The 19619-nt window shown below is 37.2% G+C and carries 20 protein-coding genes; 9 read left to right on the top strand and 11 right to left on the bottom strand.

Features of this window, described 5'->3' with window-relative positions:
* Nucleotides 1-116 precede the first annotated feature (116 nt).
* The 3 genes from LX80_RS03430 to LX80_RS03420 are packed head-to-tail and all read left to right on the top strand — an operon-like array spanning nt 117 to nt 3458.
* A complete protein-coding gene (locus LX80_RS03430; protein WP_111293662.1) occupies nt 117-707 on the top strand; it encodes a DUF3109 family protein in 591 nt (196 codons plus the stop codon).
* 45 nt (nt 708-752) lie between these two features.
* Nucleotides 753-2138 carry a LutB/LldF family L-lactate oxidation iron-sulfur protein gene (locus tag LX80_RS03425; protein ID WP_111293661.1) on the top strand — a complete coding sequence of 462 codons (1386 nt, stop codon included), beginning with the start codon at nt 753-755 and terminating at the stop codon, nt 2136-2138.
* 15 nt (nt 2139-2153) lie between these two features.
* Nucleotides 2154-3458, top strand: a complete 1305-nt coding sequence (locus tag LX80_RS03420) for a DUF7033 domain-containing protein (protein ID WP_111293660.1) — start codon at nt 2154-2156, stop codon at nt 3456-3458.
* A 12-nt stretch (nt 3459-3470) separates the two neighbouring features.
* Here the strand turns inward: LX80_RS03420 and LX80_RS03415 are convergent, their stop codons facing one another.
* From LX80_RS03415 to LX80_RS03405, 3 genes are read right to left on the bottom strand one after another with little or no spacing between them, the layout of a single operon-like run.
* Nucleotides 3471-4388 carry an EamA family transporter gene (locus tag LX80_RS03415; protein WP_111293659.1) on the bottom strand — a complete coding sequence of 306 codons (918 nt, stop codon included), beginning with the start codon at nt 4386-4388 and terminating at the stop codon, nt 3471-3473.
* Nucleotides 4389-4448: 60 nt separating this feature from the next.
* Nucleotides 4449-5957, bottom strand: coding sequence for a bifunctional phosphoribosylaminoimidazolecarboxamide formyltransferase/IMP cyclohydrolase (gene purH / locus LX80_RS03410; protein WP_111293658.1), 1509 nt, complete (start codon nt 5955-5957; stop codon nt 4449-4451).
* Between the two features lie 41 nt (nt 5958-5998).
* Nucleotides 5999-8116 carry a ComEC/Rec2 family competence protein gene (locus LX80_RS03405; protein WP_111293657.1) on the bottom strand — a complete coding sequence of 706 codons (2118 nt, stop codon included), beginning with the start codon at nt 8114-8116 and terminating at the stop codon, nt 5999-6001.
* Nucleotides 8117-8604: 488 nt separating this feature from the next.
* Between LX80_RS03405 and LX80_RS03395 the strand changes: the two genes are divergently transcribed.
* Nucleotides 8605-9099 (top strand): hypothetical protein, encoded by a 495-nt coding sequence (locus tag LX80_RS03395; protein ID WP_111293655.1) that lies wholly within the window; start codon nt 8605-8607, stop codon nt 9097-9099.
* Between the two features lie 213 nt (nt 9100-9312).
* On the opposite strand, the gene LX80_RS03390 is transcribed toward LX80_RS03395, so the two are convergent.
* Nucleotides 9313-9507 carry a hypothetical protein gene (locus tag LX80_RS03390; protein ID WP_111293654.1) on the bottom strand — a complete coding sequence of 65 codons (195 nt, stop codon included), beginning with the start codon at nt 9505-9507 and terminating at the stop codon, nt 9313-9315.
* A 272-nt stretch (nt 9508-9779) separates the two neighbouring features.
* On the opposite strand from LX80_RS03390, the gene LX80_RS03385 reads away from it, so the two are divergent.
* Together LX80_RS03385 and LX80_RS03380 are read left to right on the top strand one after the other, a co-directional pair.
* Nucleotides 9780-10622 (top strand): sensor histidine kinase, encoded by an 843-nt coding sequence (locus LX80_RS03385; RefSeq protein ID WP_111293653.1) that lies wholly within the window; start codon nt 9780-9782, stop codon nt 10620-10622.
* Nucleotides 10619-11296: a response regulator transcription factor gene (locus tag LX80_RS03380; protein WP_111293652.1), complete on the top strand. Its 678-nt coding sequence runs from the start codon at nt 10619-10621 to the stop codon at nt 11294-11296. Before LX80_RS03385 ends, LX80_RS03380 begins: the two co-directional genes overlap by 4 nt.
* 72 nt (nt 11297-11368) lie before the next feature.
* Here LX80_RS03380 and LX80_RS03375 read toward each other — a convergent pair whose 3' ends face one another.
* The 5 genes from LX80_RS03375 to rlmN form a co-directional block, all read right to left on the bottom strand.
* A complete protein-coding gene (locus LX80_RS03375; protein ID WP_111293651.1) occupies nt 11369-12562 on the bottom strand; it encodes a carbamoyl phosphate synthase preATP-grasp domain-containing protein in 1194 nt (397 codons plus the stop codon).
* 119 nt (nt 12563-12681) lie between these two features.
* Nucleotides 12682-13389, bottom strand: a complete 708-nt coding sequence (locus tag LX80_RS03370; RefSeq protein ID WP_111293650.1) for an RluA family pseudouridine synthase — start codon at nt 13387-13389, stop codon at nt 12682-12684.
* Between the two features lie 26 nt (nt 13390-13415).
* Nucleotides 13416-14450, bottom strand: coding sequence for a pseudouridine synthase (locus tag LX80_RS03365; protein ID WP_111293649.1), 1035 nt, complete (start codon nt 14448-14450; stop codon nt 13416-13418).
* Nucleotides 14451-14538: 88 nt separating this feature from the next.
* The gene (locus LX80_RS14425; protein ID WP_170120365.1) at nt 14539-14679 is read right to left on the bottom strand and encodes a hypothetical protein; all 141 of its coding nucleotides are present in this window, start codon (nt 14677-14679) and stop codon (nt 14539-14541) included.
* 146 nt (nt 14680-14825) lie between these two features.
* Nucleotides 14826-15869, bottom strand: a complete 1044-nt coding sequence (gene rlmN / locus LX80_RS03355; protein ID WP_111293647.1) for a 23S rRNA (adenine(2503)-C(2))-methyltransferase RlmN — start codon at nt 15867-15869, stop codon at nt 14826-14828.
* Nucleotides 15870-15973: 104 nt separating this feature from the next.
* On the opposite strand from rlmN, the gene LX80_RS03350 reads away from it, so the two are divergent.
* Nucleotides 15974-17170, top strand: a complete 1197-nt coding sequence (locus tag LX80_RS03350) for an acetyl-CoA C-acyltransferase (RefSeq protein WP_111293646.1) — start codon at nt 15974-15976, stop codon at nt 17168-17170.
* 16 nt (nt 17171-17186) lie between these two features.
* Here the strand turns inward: LX80_RS03350 and LX80_RS03345 are convergent, their stop codons facing one another.
* The gene (locus LX80_RS03345; RefSeq protein WP_111293645.1) at nt 17187-17573 is read right to left on the bottom strand and encodes a hypothetical protein; all 387 of its coding nucleotides are present in this window, start codon (nt 17571-17573) and stop codon (nt 17187-17189) included.
* Between the two features lie 208 nt (nt 17574-17781).
* A complete protein-coding gene (locus LX80_RS03340; RefSeq protein ID WP_170120364.1) occupies nt 17782-18537 on the bottom strand; it encodes a GLPGLI family protein in 756 nt (251 codons plus the stop codon).
* Between the two features lie 438 nt (nt 18538-18975).
* Here LX80_RS03340 and LX80_RS03335 point away from each other — a divergent pair, with 438 nt between their 5' ends.
* Together LX80_RS03335 and LX80_RS03330 are read left to right on the top strand one after the other, a co-directional pair.
* On the top strand, nt 18976-19167 hold the full coding sequence (locus tag LX80_RS03335; RefSeq protein ID WP_111293643.1) for a hypothetical protein: 192 nt from the start codon (nt 18976-18978) through the stop codon (nt 19165-19167).
* A gap of 72 nt (nt 19168-19239) precedes the next feature.
* Nucleotides 19240-19596: a PadR family transcriptional regulator gene (locus tag LX80_RS03330; RefSeq protein WP_111293642.1), complete on the top strand. Its 357-nt coding sequence runs from the start codon at nt 19240-19242 to the stop codon at nt 19594-19596.
* Nucleotides 19597-19619 lie beyond the last annotated feature (23 nt).

The raw sequence follows: 19619 nt of genomic DNA, 5'->3' as shown, positions 1-19619 counted from the left end.
GTGCCTATTGAACAATTTCATGGTTTCATTCTGCCCGCCTATGGGTACAAAAGCACCCTGCCTCAAACAAACCGTTTATCTTTGCCATCTATACCCTTTTTAAACCTAAATGTAGCATGATAGCCATTGACAATGTTTTAATCAGTGATTCTGTTGTGGAGGAACAATTTGTATGCGATTTGCACAAATGTAAAGGTGCTTGCTGTGAAGATGGCGATGCCGGTGCCCCCTTGGAAGTTAATGAACTACAACTATTGAAAGATAGCTTGGAAGCAGCTAAACCTTTTATGAGTGCCGAAGGATTAGCCGAACTGCAAAAACAAGGCGACTCGGTTTATGATAAAGAATTTGGATGGGTTACCCCTACCATTGGCAGTGGTATTTGCATTTATGGCAAGCGTGATGAAAAGGGAGTAATTCTTTGTGCTTTTGAACAAGCACACCGGCAAGGTTTAACCCAATGGAAAAAACCCATTAGCTGCCACTTATACCCCATTCGTATTTCAGAAAGTAAAAAGCATACGGATGTAGAATACGTAAATTATGAACCTCGCGAAAGTTTATGTAAACCGGCTTGCAGCCTGGGTAAAAAATTAAAAATGCCAGTATATATTTTCCTAAAAGATGCTTTAATTCGCAAATACGGACCTGATTTTTATGAAGCATTGGCGGCTACCGCTGAAAATATGCGCTTAACCCAAAAATAAATTTGCGTAGCTTACATTGTTTATCGGTTTTAAAATTTGGTTGTTATGAATAAAAATGCTGCAGCCTTTCTGGCGAAAAGTACTATTAAAGCACAAGACCTTGATCATAGAAGAAAAATTAATTTCAACATTGGAAAATACAATGCTGCAGTACCCAAAGGTCAACACCAATTTCCCGATTTAATGTCGGTTCGCGAAAAAGCAAAGAATATAAAATGGCGTGCTATTGAACATTTAGATACGTTATTGGAACAATTTGAAAAACAAATTACTGCACGTGGCGCACAGGTTATTTGGGCTGAAAATGCAGACGATGCACTTGCTGCTATTGAACAAATTTGCAAGGCTAAAAATTGTACTTCGGTAGTAAAAAGTAAAAGCATGGTTACCGAAGAAATTCATTTGAATCATTTTTTAGAATCGAAGGGTATTGAAAGTGTGGAAACCGATTTGGGCGAATACATTCAACAATTGGATGGCGAACCGCCCTACCATATTGTTACCCCTGCCATGCATAAAAGCAAAGAAGATGTGGCCAAATTATTTGCCAATAAACTAGGGGTACCAAGTGGATTAACCCCTGCTGAAATAACACAAATTGCCCGTGCTAAATTGCGAAAAAAATATACCGCAGCCCAAATTGGTATTACCGGTGCTAATTTTATATTGGCTGATATAGGTGGCATTGCTTTAACGGAAAATGAAGGCAATGCTCGATTAACCACCGCTTGGCCAAAAACGCATATTGCGATTGTTGGCATTGAAAAAGTTTTACCCAGCGTAAATGACCTTCCGTTATTTTGGCCTTTATTGGCTTCCTACGGCACAGGACAACAAGTTACTGTTTATAACTCTATCATTACCGGGCCTAAACAACCGCATGAAGCCAATGGACCGGAAGAAATGTATGTTATTTTATTAGACAATGGCCGTACGCATTTACTGGCCAATAGCAAGGCTCGTGAGGCTTTGTATTGCATTCGTTGCGGTGCTTGCTTAAATGCTTGTCCCGTTTACAAAAACATAGGCGGACATAGCTACAACACCACTTACAGTGGCCCAATTGGCAGTGTTATTACCCCGCATTTAAAAGGCATGACGGAATACCAGCATTTAAGTTTTGCTTCTTCATTGTGTGGCAATTGCACTCAGGTTTGTCCTGTGCGTATTAATTTGCATGAGTTGTTGTTAGAAAATCGCTATGAATCAGTATTGGAAGGCAACAGCAGCTTAACCGAACGTTTGGCCTGGAAAGCCTGGAAAACCGCCAGCTTACACCGTAAAATGATGAATACAGGCAATGGTGCTTTGAAGAATAAAATAGTTAACCAACTATTTAAAAAGTGGAGCCAACACAGAAGTCCTTTGCAATTTGCAGATAAAACATTCAATGAATTATGGCAACAGCAAACGCCACAAACCCCTTCTTAAAGGTTATGTGTATTTATGCCTAACACCCATTTATTATTTACCCATCAACCTAGTAACAGGCTTTCGTACATAGTAAAAACTTTGTTCGGCGAGCAATTTGTTATTACTACGGATACTGTGGCCTTTGAAAATACCAATGCCATTAAAATTAATTACTCTAATCATTCCTTCCAATGCACCTGCCTTACCATTGCACCGCATACACTATTGTTTGAAAAAAACATACAACCACAACGGATTAGCATTGACGAAAAATGGGATTTGCCAATTTTCTTTGCCAATGACAGTGTATTAGGCTTTGATGTTTTAGCTGCTGCATTTTACTTAATTAGCCGCTATGAGGAATATTTGCCCTATAGCAGCGATGTGTATGGTCGTTACCCGGCTACGGAAAGCCTGGCGTATCGTTCCGGTTTTTTACAAATGCCTTTAGTTGATTATTGGTTGTTGCAGGTAGAAAAATTATTACAAGCCTATTTTCCGTTGTACCAACTACCAAAAAACAACTATGCTTTTATACCTACTTTTGATATTGATAGAATACTAAAGTATGTTGACAGAGGTTTTTTGAATAACTTAAAAACTTTTTTCAAATTTATTCTTCAGCAGAATTTTCAGGAATTTAATGAAATGATGAAAGTAGTAAGTGGGCAACAACGCGACCCATTTGACGTATTTGAACTGCTCATTTCCTTATGTAATCACCAAAAATTAGCACCTGTTTTTTTTATTTTATTGTCTAACCGAAACCATCCATTAGACAATAATATTGCTGCACACAAAAAAAGTATGCAGTATATTATTCAGCAAATTCAACAATATTTTACTACGGGCATTCATTTATCGGTTGAAAGCAGTATGGCCAATAATACCAACATAGCCATGAATGAGCTGCAACAATTAGCAGCGTTCAACCCACAAAAACCCATACACAACAACCGTTTTCATTATTTGCATTTTCAGTTACCGAATAGTTATGAACGATTATTGCAATTGAATATAAAAGCCGACTATTCAATGGGCTACAGCACCATTAACGGATTTAGGGCAGCTTATTCCAAACCCTTTCAATGGTATCACTTAACTCAAGAAACCGGAACCGATTTAACGGTGTACCCTTTTTGTTGGATGGATACTGCTTGTATTTTTCATGAAAAATTAAGTGTGGAAGCCGCATATCAACAGCTCACCGATTTTGATACCGGGATTAAAAAGGTAAATGGATATTGCGTTCCGGTTTGGCACAATCACTGTTTAAGTAATGAAACTACGATGCTACCCTGGCAAAAAGCCTTTGTGGAATGGATACAAAACAGGTAGTACAGCTTTTTCTTACATGGCATCTGCGTCAGCAATCATCGTTTTTTTAAATCGAACACTTTTATTCACCAAATAAACACCCACCAGTGTTATAATGGAACCTACCATATTTAGCACCGTTAATTTTTCACTGAGTGCCACTGCACCAATTAATAGTGCAACAATGGGATTAATATACGCATACAATGCCGCCACAGAAGGGGTTAAATGTTTCATGGTGTATAAAAAAGCAATGTAGGCAATAATAGAACCAACCGCTATTAGATACACCAATGCCAACCATGAAAACAATGGAATTTGTTGCAATGGAATATGCTGTCCCGTTAGTAACGAAAGCAGACCGATTAATACAGAGGCAGTCAACATTTGCCAGCCCAATCCAAATTGCGGTTGCACTTTTACCACATTCTTAGAAAGCAACACGGTACCAATACTCCATCCAATAGTAGCCATTAAACAAAGTAAAATACCCGTAACATAATTGCCGGCATGGTGGTGCGATGCATCTTCATAAAACACCAACACAATACCTGAAATACCTAAAAATAAACCCACAAAGGTTAATGCATTGGGTTTATTTTTCTTGGTGATAAACAATTCTAATAACACCACAAATAACGGGTATAATGCAGCAATTAACGCAGCTAACCCACTTGAAATATAAGCAACACTCCAGGTACTTAATCCGTTTGAAAGGAAAAAAGTAAAAAAGCCAACACCGGTTAATTGCAACACTTGTTTAGCAGATGGCATGGGCTGCTTACGCAGTAAAAAGAAAGCAACAATTAACGACCCTGCAATGAATTGCCGAATAGCAGAAAGCTGCAAACCCGGCAATCCCTTTACGCCCACTTTACTCATTACCCAAGTAGAACCCCATAAAATACTGGTAGCTGCAAAGGCAATATAGGCTTTGGTTTTAACTTGCATGGTTTGATAATACGCCTCAATAACTTGAGGATGATTAACAGGGTTACGTAATAAAAATTATTAGTGTTTAAAATGGCGCATATTGGTAAACACCATAGCCAATTGATGCTCCACACAATAGTCAATGCTATCCTTATCGCGAATAGAACCGCCCGGTTGTATAAAACATTCAATACCTGCAGCATGGGCAATTTGCACACAATCATTAAAAGGGAAAAACGCATCACTGGCTAATACTGCACCTTCTAAATTAAATTGAAACTGTTGCGCTTTTTCAATTGCATGGCGCAAAGCATCAATTCTTGATGTTTGTCCGCAACCCTTTCCCACCAATTGTTTGTTCTTCACCAAGGCAATAGCGTTACTCTTTAAATGTTTACAAACCAAATTTGCAAACAACAGGTTTTCTTTTTCAGCATCAGTGGTAGGTCGTCCGCCTACTTCTTTGTATTCCGCAATATTGCCTTCATCGGTGGTTTGTTGCAATACCCCATTCAATAATGATTTGTACTGTTGTTTTTCCAACACAATATCAGGTTGCAACTGCAATAGTATTCTGTTTTTCTTTCCTTTTAAAATAGTTAAAGCCTCTTCACTAAAAGAAGGTGCAATTAACACTTCAAAAAATATTTCCTGAATAGCGGAAGCCGTTGCTGCATCTACTTCCACGTTGGTTATTAATATACCACCAAAAGCACTTTCCGGATCGCCGGCCAATGCAGCTTCCCAACTTTCTTTTAATGAAGCACGTTCAGCAATACCACATACGTTGGTATGTTTAAAAATAGCAAATACACATGCTTTCGCAACAGTTTTTATATCTAACAACAATTGTATGGCCGCTTCAACATCTACTAAATTATTGTACGACAAGTCTTTTCCATGCAACTGCACAAACAACTTTTGCAAATTACCCTTAAATGAAGCTTTTTGATGCGGATTTTCGCCGTAACGCATTACTTGTTCGCTTACAGTTGCAGGTGCATTAAAATAGTTGTGAATGGCTACATCATAATGCATTACCACTTCAAAAGCCTTAGCAGCAAAGGCACGCCGTTGTTCAATAGTTGTTGCACCTTTTTGTTCGGTTAATATTTTTAATAATGCGCTGTAATCTTCCTTAGCAGCCACAACCATTACATCTTTAAAATTTTTAGCAGCAGCACGAATCATGGAAGGGCCCCCAATATCAATTTTTTCTATAATTTTTGCTTCTTCGTTGGTAGCAGCTACTGTTTCTTCAAAAGGATATAAATCTACAATTACCAAATCAATTTCAGGAATGGCATATTGTTGCATTTCAGCAACATCCTGTGCTTCTGCCCTACGCCCCAAAATACCACCAAATACAGCAGGATGCAAGGTTTTAACCCTTCCACCTAAAATACTGGGATAATGCGTTAAGGTTTCAACCCCAACACATGGCACGCCGGCTTCTTTTTCTAAAAATTGTTGCGTACCGCCGGTGGAATAAATAGTGATACCCAATGCATGTAATTGTTGGGCAATAGGGGCTAAGCCGTCTTTATAAAAAACGGAAATAAGGGCACTTTTCATTTGCTTTTGCATGGTATGTTACATTGGTTGTTTGCAGATAGAATATTCGATGGCTATAAGTTCATCACAAAAGCCCCCGAATCAGGTACCGAATGAAGGCGCAAATGTAACGCCTCTGCTTCTTTTTTCCATTCATTGATTTTCCACAAAGCATTACTTCCATCTGCCACAAAAAAACTGGTGGGCCATAACTTTCCTAATTCTGCAAGTGAATAAGCCACATTCTGCGATAAAATAACCACTGAAGGCGGGGTTGTAAACGAAAATTGTTGTACTGCCCGAGGTTGGTTTAACCATACAATTTGATGTTTTTGAAAATGTAGGTTTACCGAGGTTTGTAATGTAGTATCTAACACATCAATGGTGTGTACACGATGGACAATTCGGCTTGGTTGCAAATGAAAATTGCGCAAGAAACCATCAGAAAAATACGCTGCATTTCCAAAAAACTTACAATTGGCCCCTGTAATGAAATCTATCGCCGTAGCTTGTGGCACCTGGTACACGATTAGTTTATTTTGTTTGTTTTTTTGCCAATAGTCAATAGTGCGCATGCCTACAAACAACCCTATTGCCACAAAAGACAGGTAAATGGGATTTTTTTTATGAAAGGAAACTGCATAAATCCATAATAACAATGCCAGTAATAACAAAACTGTTTGACCTGAAGTAAGGTAAATGTTTTTCCAAACAGCGTGTGGCCAAGCATTGATGGCTAGTACACCTGCATTCAATGCACCAATACCCTTCGAGGCCATGCTACCCCACCATACAGCCAAAGCAGGCCAAATACTTAGGGGCAACAGTAGCAGTAAAGCATATAATAAAACAGCCGTAAAAGGCACTACCCAAATATTGGCTATTAAAAAATAGACGGGAAACTGATGAAAATGATAAGCACTAATAGGCATGGTAAATATTTGTGCAGCAAGGGTAACACTGATAATCTGCACCAATGGTTTAAATGGCAGCCATTGCAACAACCATTGTTGTAGTATGGGTTGAAAAACAACAATACTCAATACCGCAGCATAACTTAATTGAAACCCTACTTCCCACAAATTATAGGGATTGTAGAGTAATAATAACATTGCCGATGCCGCCAGATTATTGTATATAGAGGCTTCTTTCTGCTGCCATTGCCCTAAAACAATAAACGAAAACATCACAGCACTTCTACTAACCGAAGGTGCGCCGCCTGCAATCAACGCAAAACTCCAGATACCCAATAATAAACCTATGTATTTCAATGCCCTCCATTGTTTTCGGTTTTCTAAGGGGCTCAATAAAAAAAGCAGCAATCCATATACCATGCCCATGTGCAACCCACTTATGGCAATAATATGCACCACACCCACATTACTATATGCTTGCACCAGTTCCCGGTCTAAATCATTTCTATAACCCATTAACAATGCCGATGCAATGCTTTGCGACTGTTTATCGGGAATGTAACGGTACAGCAAATACAAAACCTTCAATCGGATAGTCCACAACATTTGCTGTAAGCCAAATGCAGTGGGTTGCTTTATTTGGCGGATAGCCTTTCCATTTAAAAAAGCCTGATAATAAATGCCTTTTTGATGACACCAGGCTTCATAATCAAAAGCACCCGGATTACCCGAATTGCGAATGGGTTGCAGGTTACACTGCACTACGCATTGTGTACCGGCATTTAATTGGGGCAATAAACGCAACAGAGTGCTATCTTTTTTAAAATACAAAATCATTTGCCCGCCGGCTTCAACTACTTTACCCTGTAATTCAGCAGTTTGTATATGAGCAACGGATTTATACGTTTGATTGCGTTCTGTTAAAGGTTCATGAAGTTGTATTACCAAATTTTGAACACCGGTTGGCAGTAAAACAGCAGGTTGCAGTTGGTGTTGTTGATACCCCAGTACAAACATGCCCAATAACAAAAAAAATAAGTTTACCATAATACCCTTTAGCAAAAACCGGTGCAATTGCCAATAGTGGGGTGCCAATAGAAATATTATTAGTAAAAGCAAAACCGCAATACCTGCAAAAGCCGTAAACATAAAAGCAACACCAACAATAGTTTGCAGTAACAGTCCGGCCACAAAGGGTAGCAACAAACGCAGGAAAGGCGCTTTTTGCCACCAGTTAGTAGGCGTAGTGAAATACCATTGTTGGGATGAAAGGTGCATAACAAAAAGAAAAATACAAAAGAATGCACAATTGTGCAAAAGCTTTCTGCGTTTTTGCAGGATTAAAAATGGGCAAAAAAAATCCCCAAAAAAATTGGGGAAATTTTCGGGCTAAGCCTTAGGATATTGGATTTATAAAAACGGTTGGCGTTCAACCCATTGCTAATTTCTAAACTTATTTTGAAATTGATGAATTATTGTTAAAAAAAATAAAACGGTATTTTTTACCGTTACATTACGGTGTTTTTTTTGCGCATTTATACAGTTTTTTATACCCGTGTTTTTACGGTTTTTTACCCCGTGTTTTTACGGTTTTTTTTGCGGGTTTGTACATAAAAAGGGTTAGGGGTGAATTGTTTATGGATGAAATTAATCTGTAATTAATTGATAAACAATATGTTTTGAATATAATTCAAAACAACTGTTAAATAGTTTTACAGTGTTATTCAAAAAAACAAATTTTCCAAACATCTAAAAAACCTACAGCTATGCAAACTATTGAAAAAAAATCCTTAAAGGTTGGTAAGTATGTAAATACTGCTCATGTTGATAAAGTGATCCGCAATTATAAACAAGAACGTTGGGTTCACAATAGTGAAAGAATTGGTAAAGAAGACTCTTTAAGTGGCTGGTGGAGTATTGAAGAGATGGAAGAATTTATTGCTAAGGCTAAAAGCCATGGTGCAGATGGAATTAAATTTTATTTTGGTGCATATGATGCCGACTATGCAGAAAGACCTGAATATGCCGGCCGCCAAACTTTGGTAATGGTAGGTACCAAACACAATGATAGCGGTGTTGGTATGCTGAATAGAGATATTTATTATACTGATGAGAATGGACAAACCAATATATTGGCATATAATGCCATGAGCCTTTGCCCACCATTTTGCATAGGCACATTAGGTAAACTTGGAATTGATGATAACGAATTGGGTGTAACGCTTGTTGATAAGGGTGATGATGGAATGATAATAATTTAAATTATTTATTTTTTAAAAGTAAAAAAGAATCAAACTTTATTAGTTTGATTCTTTTTTTTATTTTCACGTATGCATAGTTTCGCTTTACTTGTATTACTAATTAGCTTACTTGGGTCTTTATTGTATAACTTTAAAGCTTCAAAAAATAATAGGATAATATTTTTTAGTGTTTTTTTATTCTTAAGCTTCATTGTAGAAATAATTGGTGTATATTTAAGTACTAAAGTTATATCGACTATCCCCCTTTACAATTTCTTTACAGCTTTCGAATTTATATTTTATGTCTTTATCATACATCAATTCATTCACCAACCCATTGCCAAAAAAATTTTCATTGGCTTGATGATTGCCTATTTTGTGGCAGCTATGGTGAATATTTTCTTTGTACAAGGCATTAACGCTTTTCATTCTGTTACCTATGCAGCCGGATGTTTATTAATAGTATTTTGTTGTGCATACTACTTTATTGAAACTCTATTAAAACCTACCCCTGTTACTTTGGTACGCATGCCCGATTTTTGGATTTGCAGTGGCCTATTGTTTTACTATGCCGTTAGCTTTCCTATTTACGGCTTTGTGAATTTTGTTTATAGCCTACCTAGTGCAATTCTTAGAAATTTTAATCTTTTTATCCAGATTTTGAATATAATATTGTACACAATGTTTAGTATTGCATTCTTATGCCGATTCAAGGTAACGAAATCTCCTCTATCATTATACTTGGAACCATACTAGGTTTTAGTTTGGTGGGCTTTGTGGTAGGTATGGTAATGCTGTACCAACGTCGCCAGCATAATTTTTTACGTGAAATGACGCTGTTGAAAGAACGCCATGAACAACAAATTTTACGAGAAAGAATTGTAGTGCAGGAACGCACCATGAGCCAAATTGCAGAAGAATTACACGATAGTATTAGCCAACAGTTACAAGTTACCAAACTAACCATTGCCACTGCCCGTAATTTGCTGCAAAAGCCTGAAGCAAAAGATATGTTGATGGAAGCCTCACAAAGTTTAAGCGGTACCATCATGGAAATTTCTAATTTAACCAAAACCCTTCATACCAAAAAAGCCGAAAAATTAGATCTGGAATTTTCCATCCAAAATGAAATAGAACGTTTACGTACCAGTGGTAAGTTTAAGGTGAATTTGGAATATCCCACTTCTAAATACCAAGTAAAATTTAATGAAGAAACCAATATATTTCTGTTCCGTATGTTTCAGGAAACCATCAATAACATTATAAAACATGCTCATGCTAAAAATATTGATGTGCTGTTTCATTTTCCTGAAGAAAATAAATTTGTTTTGCGCATTAAAGATGATGGTATTGGTTTTTCCGTTAAAGATAAATTAGCGGAAGAATCAAAAAATACAGGATTGGGATTAAGCAATTTAAAAAATAGAGCCAAAATGATTGGTGCAGATATTGAAATAAACAGTATCTTAGACCACGGAACAGAAATTAAAATAATTTTACCTATAAGAAATACCTATATTTTACAACAAAACGCTGACTTATGATTGGCAATGCCAATACACCTTCATACAAAGTAGCCGTAGTTGATGACCATGTTTTATTGCGGAGTGCCTTAGCCAAACTAATAAGTAGTTACGAAAATTATACTGTTGCTTTTGAAGCCAGTAATGGCAAAGAATTTATTGAAAAATTAAGCAAACAGGTTTTACCCGATATTGTTTTATTGGACATTAATATGCCGGAAATGGATGGGTATGAAACTGCCAGTTGGATAACGAAGCACCATCCACACATAAAAATTCTGGCACTTTCCATGGAAAGTGATGATACCAACATTATTCAAATGATTAAACTGGGTGCGAAAGGTTTTTTAATGAAAAACGTAGAACCGGAAGAATTGAATGATGCATTAGACTCGGTTTTATCAAAAGACTTTTATTTATCCGATACTATTTCAGGAAAGATAATTAGTGGTTTGCAAAGCGGTTCCCAAAAAGCTGCGGCAGAACCGGAAGCACTTACCGAAAAAGAAAAAGAATTTTTACGTTTAATTTGTACTGAACTTACTTATAAAGACATTGCTGAACGGCTTTACATTAGCCCCCGCACTTTAGACGATTATCGCAATGCCCTTTTTGAAAAATTGAATGTGCATAGCCGTATGGGCTTGGCCATTTATGCACTTAAAAATAAAATGGTAGATATTAATCAACTTTAATTTATACTTTGCCATAAACAAAAGCCTTCCACTATTTTAAGGGAAGGCTTTTATTTTAAAAAAATGCATCGCTTATTTACTTAAGTTCATGCTGCGTTCTTTATATAAAGTTCTAAAATAAGGGTCACGCAAGTCTTTAATAAACCGAATGGCTTCACCGGTGCTTTTCATTTCAGGTCCTAATTCTTTACTTACACCCGGAAACTTTTCAAAGCTAAATACGGGTTCTTTAATGGCATAGCCTTCCAGCTTTTTCTCAATGTTAAAGTCGGTTAGTTTAGCAGCACCCAACATTATTTTAGTTGCAATATTTAAATAAGGTACCTGATAGGCTTTGGCAATAAATGGGGTGGTTCTACTAGCCCTTGGGTTGGCCTCAATTACATACACTGTATTGTCTTTAATGGCAAACTGAATATTGATTAAGCCTTTTATTTTTAAAGCCCGCGCAATTTTTTCGCTGTAATACTCCATGGTTTCAACAACCATGGGGCTTAGATTAAATGCCGGCAAAACTGCATTGCTATCGCCACTGTGAATACCTGCCGGTTCAATATGCTCCATTACCCCCATTACATGAAAGTTTTCACCATCGAAAATGGCGTCAACTTCAGCTTCCTGGCAGCGGTCTAAGAAATGGTCAATTAAAATTTTATTATTGGGAATATGTTTTAATAAACTTACTACTGCTTTTTCTACTTCTTCATCATTAATAACAATACGCATACGCTGGCCACCTAACACATAACTGGGGCGAACCAAAACCGGGTAGCCTACGCGATTGGCCACTTCAATGGCTTCATCGGCAGTGTATGCGGTTCCATATTCAGGATAAGGGATATCAAGCTGTTTCAACAAATCGCTAAAACGGCCTCTATCTTCGGCAATATCCATGTCATCGAAAGAGGTACCAATAATTTTAATCCCTTTTTCGTGTAAGCGCTTGGATAGTTTTAAGGCAGTTTGCCCTCCTAATTGAACAATAACACCTTCCGGCTGCTCTAACTCAATAATTTCCCATAAATGCTCCCAAAATACGGGCTCGAAATAAAGCTTATCGGCTACATCGAAATCGGTTGAAACGGTTTCGGGATTACAGTTTACCATTATGGCTTCATAGCCACATTCTTTAATGGCTAAAAGTCCGTGCACACAACAATAATCAAACTCAATGCCCTGACCAATTCTGTTAGGACCACTTCCTAAAACAATAATTTTTTTTCTTTTTGAAGGGATGGATTCGTTGTGAAGAAGGTGATTGCTCATGACTGTGAAATTGTGCAAATGTAATACCCTCTGCCTGTTTTCAAGCATATTTTTTTGAATTTAATGTGAATAGGGGAAAAAGGTAGAAATACCATTCTTATGAACTGCACAATTACAGCTTAAACCCACTTTCGCAATTGTTGTAGGGTAGCACGCAAATCTTTAGGTAAGGGTGCTGCTAAATGAATGTCTTGATCCTGCCATTCAAAAGACAATTCGCTAGCATGTAAAGCCAACCGGTTTAACAAAGGTCTTTCTTCCTCGGCTGTTTTGGATATTTTAAAATTGCGTTTAATGGATGAAAGTAATAAAGGCTGTGCATCGCCATACAAGGCATCGCAAACAATGCTATGGCCAATGTATTTCATATGCACCCTAATTTGGTGCGTACGCCCGGTATGTATTTCAAACTGCATCCAGGCATATTTACCCAATTGCTCTACAACAACATAATCGGTAATAGCAGGTTTACCTTTTTTACCGGTAGTCATTATGCCGGCTTTTCCGGGATGAGGGATAATAGGAACATCAACGGTACCGGATTGGTGTACCGGAACTCCGTAAATTAACCCATTGTATATTTTTTTTACCCGGCGTTCTTCAAACATTAATGAAAGCTGACGATGCGTATCTTCATCTTTTGCAAATACAATTACACCGCTGGTATCTTTATCAAGGCGATGCACTGTATAAATTTGTTGGTATTTTTCTATTAAAATATCTTTTAAACTTTGTTCCTTCCCCATACGGTCAGGAATACTGAGTAAGCCAGAGGGTTTATGTACAGCAACAAAAAATTCGTTTTCAAAAATTATTTCCGGTTTCATGCAATTACAAAGCTTATACGTCAATACTATTTGGTTTGGGAAGCCCCATTCAGGTATTTTAAGTTTCTTATTTCCTTCTCATTGAGGTATCGCCAAGTTCCACGATCAACATTTTTCTTAGTTAATCCGGCAAATAATACGCGGTCTAATGCTTTTACTTCGTATCCCAAATGCTCAAACATACGGCGAACAATGCGGTTTCTACCGCTATGCACTTCAATACCAATAACCGATTTATCTTTTGTATCGGCATAAGCAGCACTATCGGCTTTAATAAAGCCATCTTCTAACTGAAAACCGGTTAATAGTGCTTCCATATCGGCTTTGGCCAATGGCTTGTTTAATTTAGCTTCATACACTTTCTTTACCTGAAAAGATGGATGTGTTAATTTCTGCGCCAATGCCCCATCGTTAGTAAGCAATAAAACACCGGTAGTATTTCTATCTAACCGCCCTACAGGATACACACGTTGCTGTGCAGCATCTTTTATTAAATCTAACACTGTTTTACGCCCCTCAGGATCTTTAGAAGTAGTAATATAATCCTTGGGTTTATTCAGCAATATGTACACTAAATTTTTTTGAATAAAAATGCGTTTGCCTTTCCATTTAACATCTTCATTACCCAACACCTTAAAGCCGGGTTCAAAAATAATATCACCATTTACTGTAACCTGCCCTTGTTTGATTAATTCAGCAGCTTCCCTTCGGCCACAAATGCCTGCATGTGCCAAAAATTTATTCAATGGCATTGGTGTTTGCGGGTTGGCTAATTCATGCGCAATATCAGGCTTAGAAGGAACTTTGTTAGACAGTTTTTTTGGGCCTGTATCCTTTGCTGCTTTTACATTTTTTGGATATGCCGACTTGTTTTTGGAAGGATGTGCGGGTTTAGTAGATTCAGGCAGAATGCCATGCTTTTTTTCCCACTGTTTTTTTCTAATGGCTTCACCTTCAGCTCTGGCTGCGGCTTTTGCCTTGCGTTTTTCTTGGCGAATAGCTTCTTTTTTCTTGGCCCCCTTAAGTTGGCCATTCATAAACTTTTCAAACGGTTTCGACATATACTTCTGTTTACTGTTTTGCAACAGGAAAGGCAAAAGTACGCAAAAAAGCGGGGTTCCCTCGATTTAATTCAAATGAAAGGAAATGCTACATCCTCTTTTTATAGTGTTTAATGTGCTTATGCCACGCATGGCGATGCTTGCTTTTTCCTTTATAAGTATTGGGTTGGGCCATAGCTGTACTGCTCACCAACACCAATACAGCCAAAACACTGCATAGTTTTTTCATAGTTCTAGGTTTATGTTTAAAAGTAACCATTTTTTTGAAATAAAATACAAATGCATAAAATGAATGAACCATGAAAATAACAAATAAAGCAATGCCCAACAGGTACATTGCTTATATTAACGAAACGGTAATAACAAAATGCTAAATTATTTGCCTTTATTGGCTAATTGACCACAGGCTGCATCAATATCTTTACCCCTGCTTCTACGTAAACGGGCATTCACTTTATGTTTTTCTAAATATTGCATAAAGCGTTCCATAGCCGGCTCATCGGGTTTTTGAAAAGTAGCAATATCAATAGGATTGTATTCAATAATATTAACCAAATCGGCCGGAACCTGACGGTAAATTTTAATTAACTCATCGGCATCTTTCAATGAGTCGTTAAAGTTTTTGAACAAGATATATTCAAAAGTTATTTCATTTTTAGTTTTGGCATAAAAGTAATTGAGGGCTTCTATCAATACCTTTAAATTATTGGTTTCATTAATGGGCATTATTTCATTACGCTTAGCATCGTTAGGTGCATGTAAGGATAAGGCCAGTTTAAACTTCACACCATCATCGCCTAACTTTTTAATTTGTTTGGCTACACCCGCTGTTGAAACGGTAATACGCCTGGGGCTCATGTGCAAGCCATCTTCAGCAGTAATGCGTTCAATGGCAGCCAACACATTATTGTAGTTGAGCAATGGCTCACCCATACCCATAAAAACAATATTGGTTAGTTTCTTCTCGAAGAGTGATTCACTTTGTTGATTGATGAGCGCAACCTGATCATATATTTCATCGAAAGTTAAATTGCGTTTTCTATCCATATAACCGGTAGCACAAAATTTGCAACTTAAACTACAACCAATTTGAGAAGACACACATGCGGTCCTTCTTTCATCAGTAGGAATTAACACACCTTCAACTTTGTATCCTTCGTGTGTATTAAAGCGGGTTTTAACGGTACCATCAGCACTATACTGAGTGGTATCAATGGTAAGCGCCGGAAGTGAAAAATGTTCAGATAATTGCTGCCTTAACGATTTACTTAAATTCGTCATATCGTCAAAAGAAGCAGCATGCTTTTGCCATAACCACTCTTTTATTTGTTGCAAACGAAATTTCTTTTCGCCGATACTTTCCAAAAATGTCAACAACTGCTCATTGCTCAATGCACGTATATTCGGTAATTGATTCATGCGGCAAAGATACAACACAAAGCCCATCAGCTTTATTTTGCTAAATTGTGCTATTTGTTTTCCTTTGCGGCAACGTTCTTTTTACAATTATTAAAATACTATATATGAAAGCAGTTTATGTAATTGATGCAGTGCGTACACCTATTGGTCGTTATGGCGGAAAATTAAGCACCATACGCCCCGATGATTTATTGGCATTGATGATTACTGCCTTATTGCAACGCAATCCCGGTATTGATGCAGCTATGATAGAAGATGTGATTGCAGGTGCAGCCAACCAGGCGGGTGAAGACAATAGAAATGTAGCCCGTATGGCAGCTTTATTAGCCGGTTTACCCGTAACTGTTGGAGGAAATACCGTGAACCGTTTATGCGCCAGTGGTTTACAAGCCATTATGGATGCCAGCCGCGCCATAGCTTGTGGCGATGGCATGTTGTATATTGCCGGTGGTGTTGAAAGCATGACCCGTGCCCCTTTTGTAACTGCGAAAAGTGATGGTGCCTGGAGCCGTAAAACAGAAACTTATGATACCACCATTGGCTGGAGGTTTACCAATAAAAAATTAGCTGCCATGTATCATCCTTACAGCATGGGTGAAACTGCTGAAAATGTGGCGCAACAATGGAAAATTTCAAGGGAAGAACAAGATGCTTTTGCTTTAGCATCGCAACAAAAATATGCTGCAGCTTTAGCAGCCGGCAAATGGCAAGATGAAATTATTCCCGTTGAAATTACCGAAAATAAAACACCAACTATTTTTGCTGAGGATGAGCATCCAAGACCTACAACTTTAGAAAAGTTAGCAGGACTAAAGCCTGCCTTTACTAAAGATGGTTCTGTTACAGCCGGCAACTCAAGTGGTATTAATGATGGAGCCTCCGCATTGTTATTAGCCAGCGAAGAAGCTATTCAACTATTTAATTTAAAACCCATTGCCCGGGTGGTAAGTATGGCTACTGCAGGCGTTGACCCTTCTATAATGGGTATTGGCCCTGTACCGGCCAGTCGTAAAGCCATGCACCGTGCCGGTTTGCAAGCAAGTGATTTATCTATAATTGAATTAAATGAAGCATTTGCCAGCCAAAGTATTGCTTGTATGCGCGATTTAGATTTAGATCCTACAAAAATAAATATCAATGGCGGTGCCATAGCATTAGGACATCCCTTGGGCTGCAGTGGTGCCCGCATATCCACCACCCTTTTACATGAAATGAAACGTAAAAAAGCCAAATATGGCTTAGCCACCATGTGTGTGGGTGTGGGTCAAGGCGCCGCCATTATTTATGAAGGCATACAATAATACTTATTGAACTAAATTATAAAGCCGAAGCCGCAAAATGTAAAAATTCAGCTTTTAGTTGTTGGTATAATTCATGAAAAGCTTTCATTTTTTCAATCATATCATTATGATTTTGAAACAGATGATGATCAACTGCTACAGGATGATCTTCCGCAAAATGCGCTATTTCTTCCTCGTGTTTTTCAATATGGTGGAGCAAATCATCTATTTGTTCCCGCTGAATAATAAATTGATTTTGAAAATGCTCAACTTTTGTGCTTGTATCCGCGTCGGTATTTTTACCGGCAATTTCTTCTAACCTTTTTTCAAAAAAGTTAAGCTCATCGCGTGTAAACAACAATTCTTCTTTCCAATCTACATGCTGTTGATGCAATGCACCAATATGTGTTTTTTCCTGTATCATAAATAAATTTTTTGAGATAATATAATAGCAATTCCTACTATAAATTTAAATAAGATACTCGGGATAAAAATGTAAAATTTAAAATGTTGATGTTAATAGTAAATGTTGCATACAAAAAACATACATAAGTATTAGATGACACATTGAAATACAATGCATAAGTTAACTAACAACGATAATTACCTTAAATAGTGAATTGAGCTTATGTTTATTGTTGAATTAGCCCACGCAATTCATTTATGGTTTTAGCACTTCTAATTCTCATATTTCGTTGAGCCTCTATTTTTGTTTGTTGTTCTAGAAAAGCGTGTCGGGTAAGTGCATTATTTTCATTACAAGGCTTGGCATCTACCCAATTTTTGGCAGGCCATTCCAAATAAGTCATAACAACCTGCGCATTGGTGGTTAAATTGTTCAATTTTACCAAAAGCCCCGGTAAGCCTCTGAGTTGCAGCGGTGCTACAGCAACAGGTATAGAAGGGGCAAACCAGGCTTCATATTGCATACCCATATATAATCCCGTTGCTTTTCTGCAAAGCAAGCCATTAATAGTTAATGTATCTGCTAAAACTTTCCATTGCACAAAAGTTAAAGTGTCAACAACGCAAACGGGTTGCAAATTGGCATTTAACTCATTTTGCAAAGTAAAATTTGTGTGTAAGTTGCCAAATATGTATCTGGGTGGCAGTGCTTGATTTTTCTTGTTAATGGTATCAATCACCTTTTCAAAATTGAGCGAATCTTGTTTCGACAATGTTTTAATTCTATTTTTATAATCATTACTTTCCCTGAAATCTTTTTGTCTGACATTGTATATATAGGTATCAGCAGTAAACCAAAAATCAATGGTTTCTTGATCTTGCGCATTAGCATATTGATACACTGCATATCCATTGGAATTTTGTTGCGCAATTACCGGGAACATGATAATTAGCGTTATTGCTACTAAAAATAATCTTTTCATAATCATACTAATATAGATTTATATTAATGTTTTTGTACCATTATATGAAGTGTTATACTTTACAACTTTGTGCTAATATAATCACTAATATAGAAAAAAAACAAATACATCGATGCTTTTTTCAGTTACTTAGCCGTTTAAAGGCTATTGCATCAATGAAAAAATACAGATTTTGACTGCTAAACTTAACTGAAAGACATATTTGGGAACAAATTCCATGTTTTTCATCACGTTATTTTACCGTTCATCCAAATTTCTAAAATCAGGAAAAATTGAAATTCCTGCATAATTAAATGATATTCAATTCATTATATCATTTTGATAATTCCTTAGTCGGCATATTACTAAAATAAACTTGGTACTATGTGTTGCATAGTACCAAATAATGTTGCATCTTTGTGTTGTCAATGAGACAAAACAACTTAAAAACATAAAAAAATGAAAACACAACAACCATTGTTCGCTACCCTAACCAAAGCACAAGTAGCACAATTAACCACCGAAACAAAAGAAACCATTGCCAATGCAACCGAGTTAGCCACTGTTAAACCGGTATTAAGTGCCGCTAATTTGTGGAACATTCACAGAATGAGAAAAGTAAGGGTACAAAGAAGGTATTTAGCTTTATAGTATTTTAGCTGCCTTGCATTGAAATTGTTTTTTAAAAATCGCTTATAAAAGCAAACAAAAACTCCGAAAAGTATGGACATTCAAAACACACAAAGCCAGATGCGTAAAGGGGTATTGGAGTTTTGCATCTTATCGGTAATTCGCCAGGGCGAAGTATATCCGAGCGATATTGTTGAACAAATGAAATCCGCCAACTTAAACATTTTAGAAGGAACTTTATATCCGTTACTTACCCGTTTAAAAAATGCAGGCCTGCTTAGTTATAGATGGGTAGAAAGTAGCAGTGGCCCCCCCAGGAAATATTTTCAGATGACAGACAAAGGGTTGGCATTTTATGAAGAATTAAAAACAACCTGGAACGAATTGGCCGATGCCGTTCAAGCCTTAACACAACCTAAAAACCAAAACAACGGAACCGACCAACCTTAACCAACTATCTGTATAAAACCTGT

The organism is Hydrotalea sandarakina (assembly GCF_003254115.1).
GTDB classification, from domain to species: Bacteria; Bacteroidota; Bacteroidia; order Chitinophagales; family Chitinophagaceae; genus Hydrotalea; species Hydrotalea sandarakina.
Note: the sequence above shows the minus strand (reverse complement) of the source record. Positions and strands in the feature narration are given on the sequence as shown.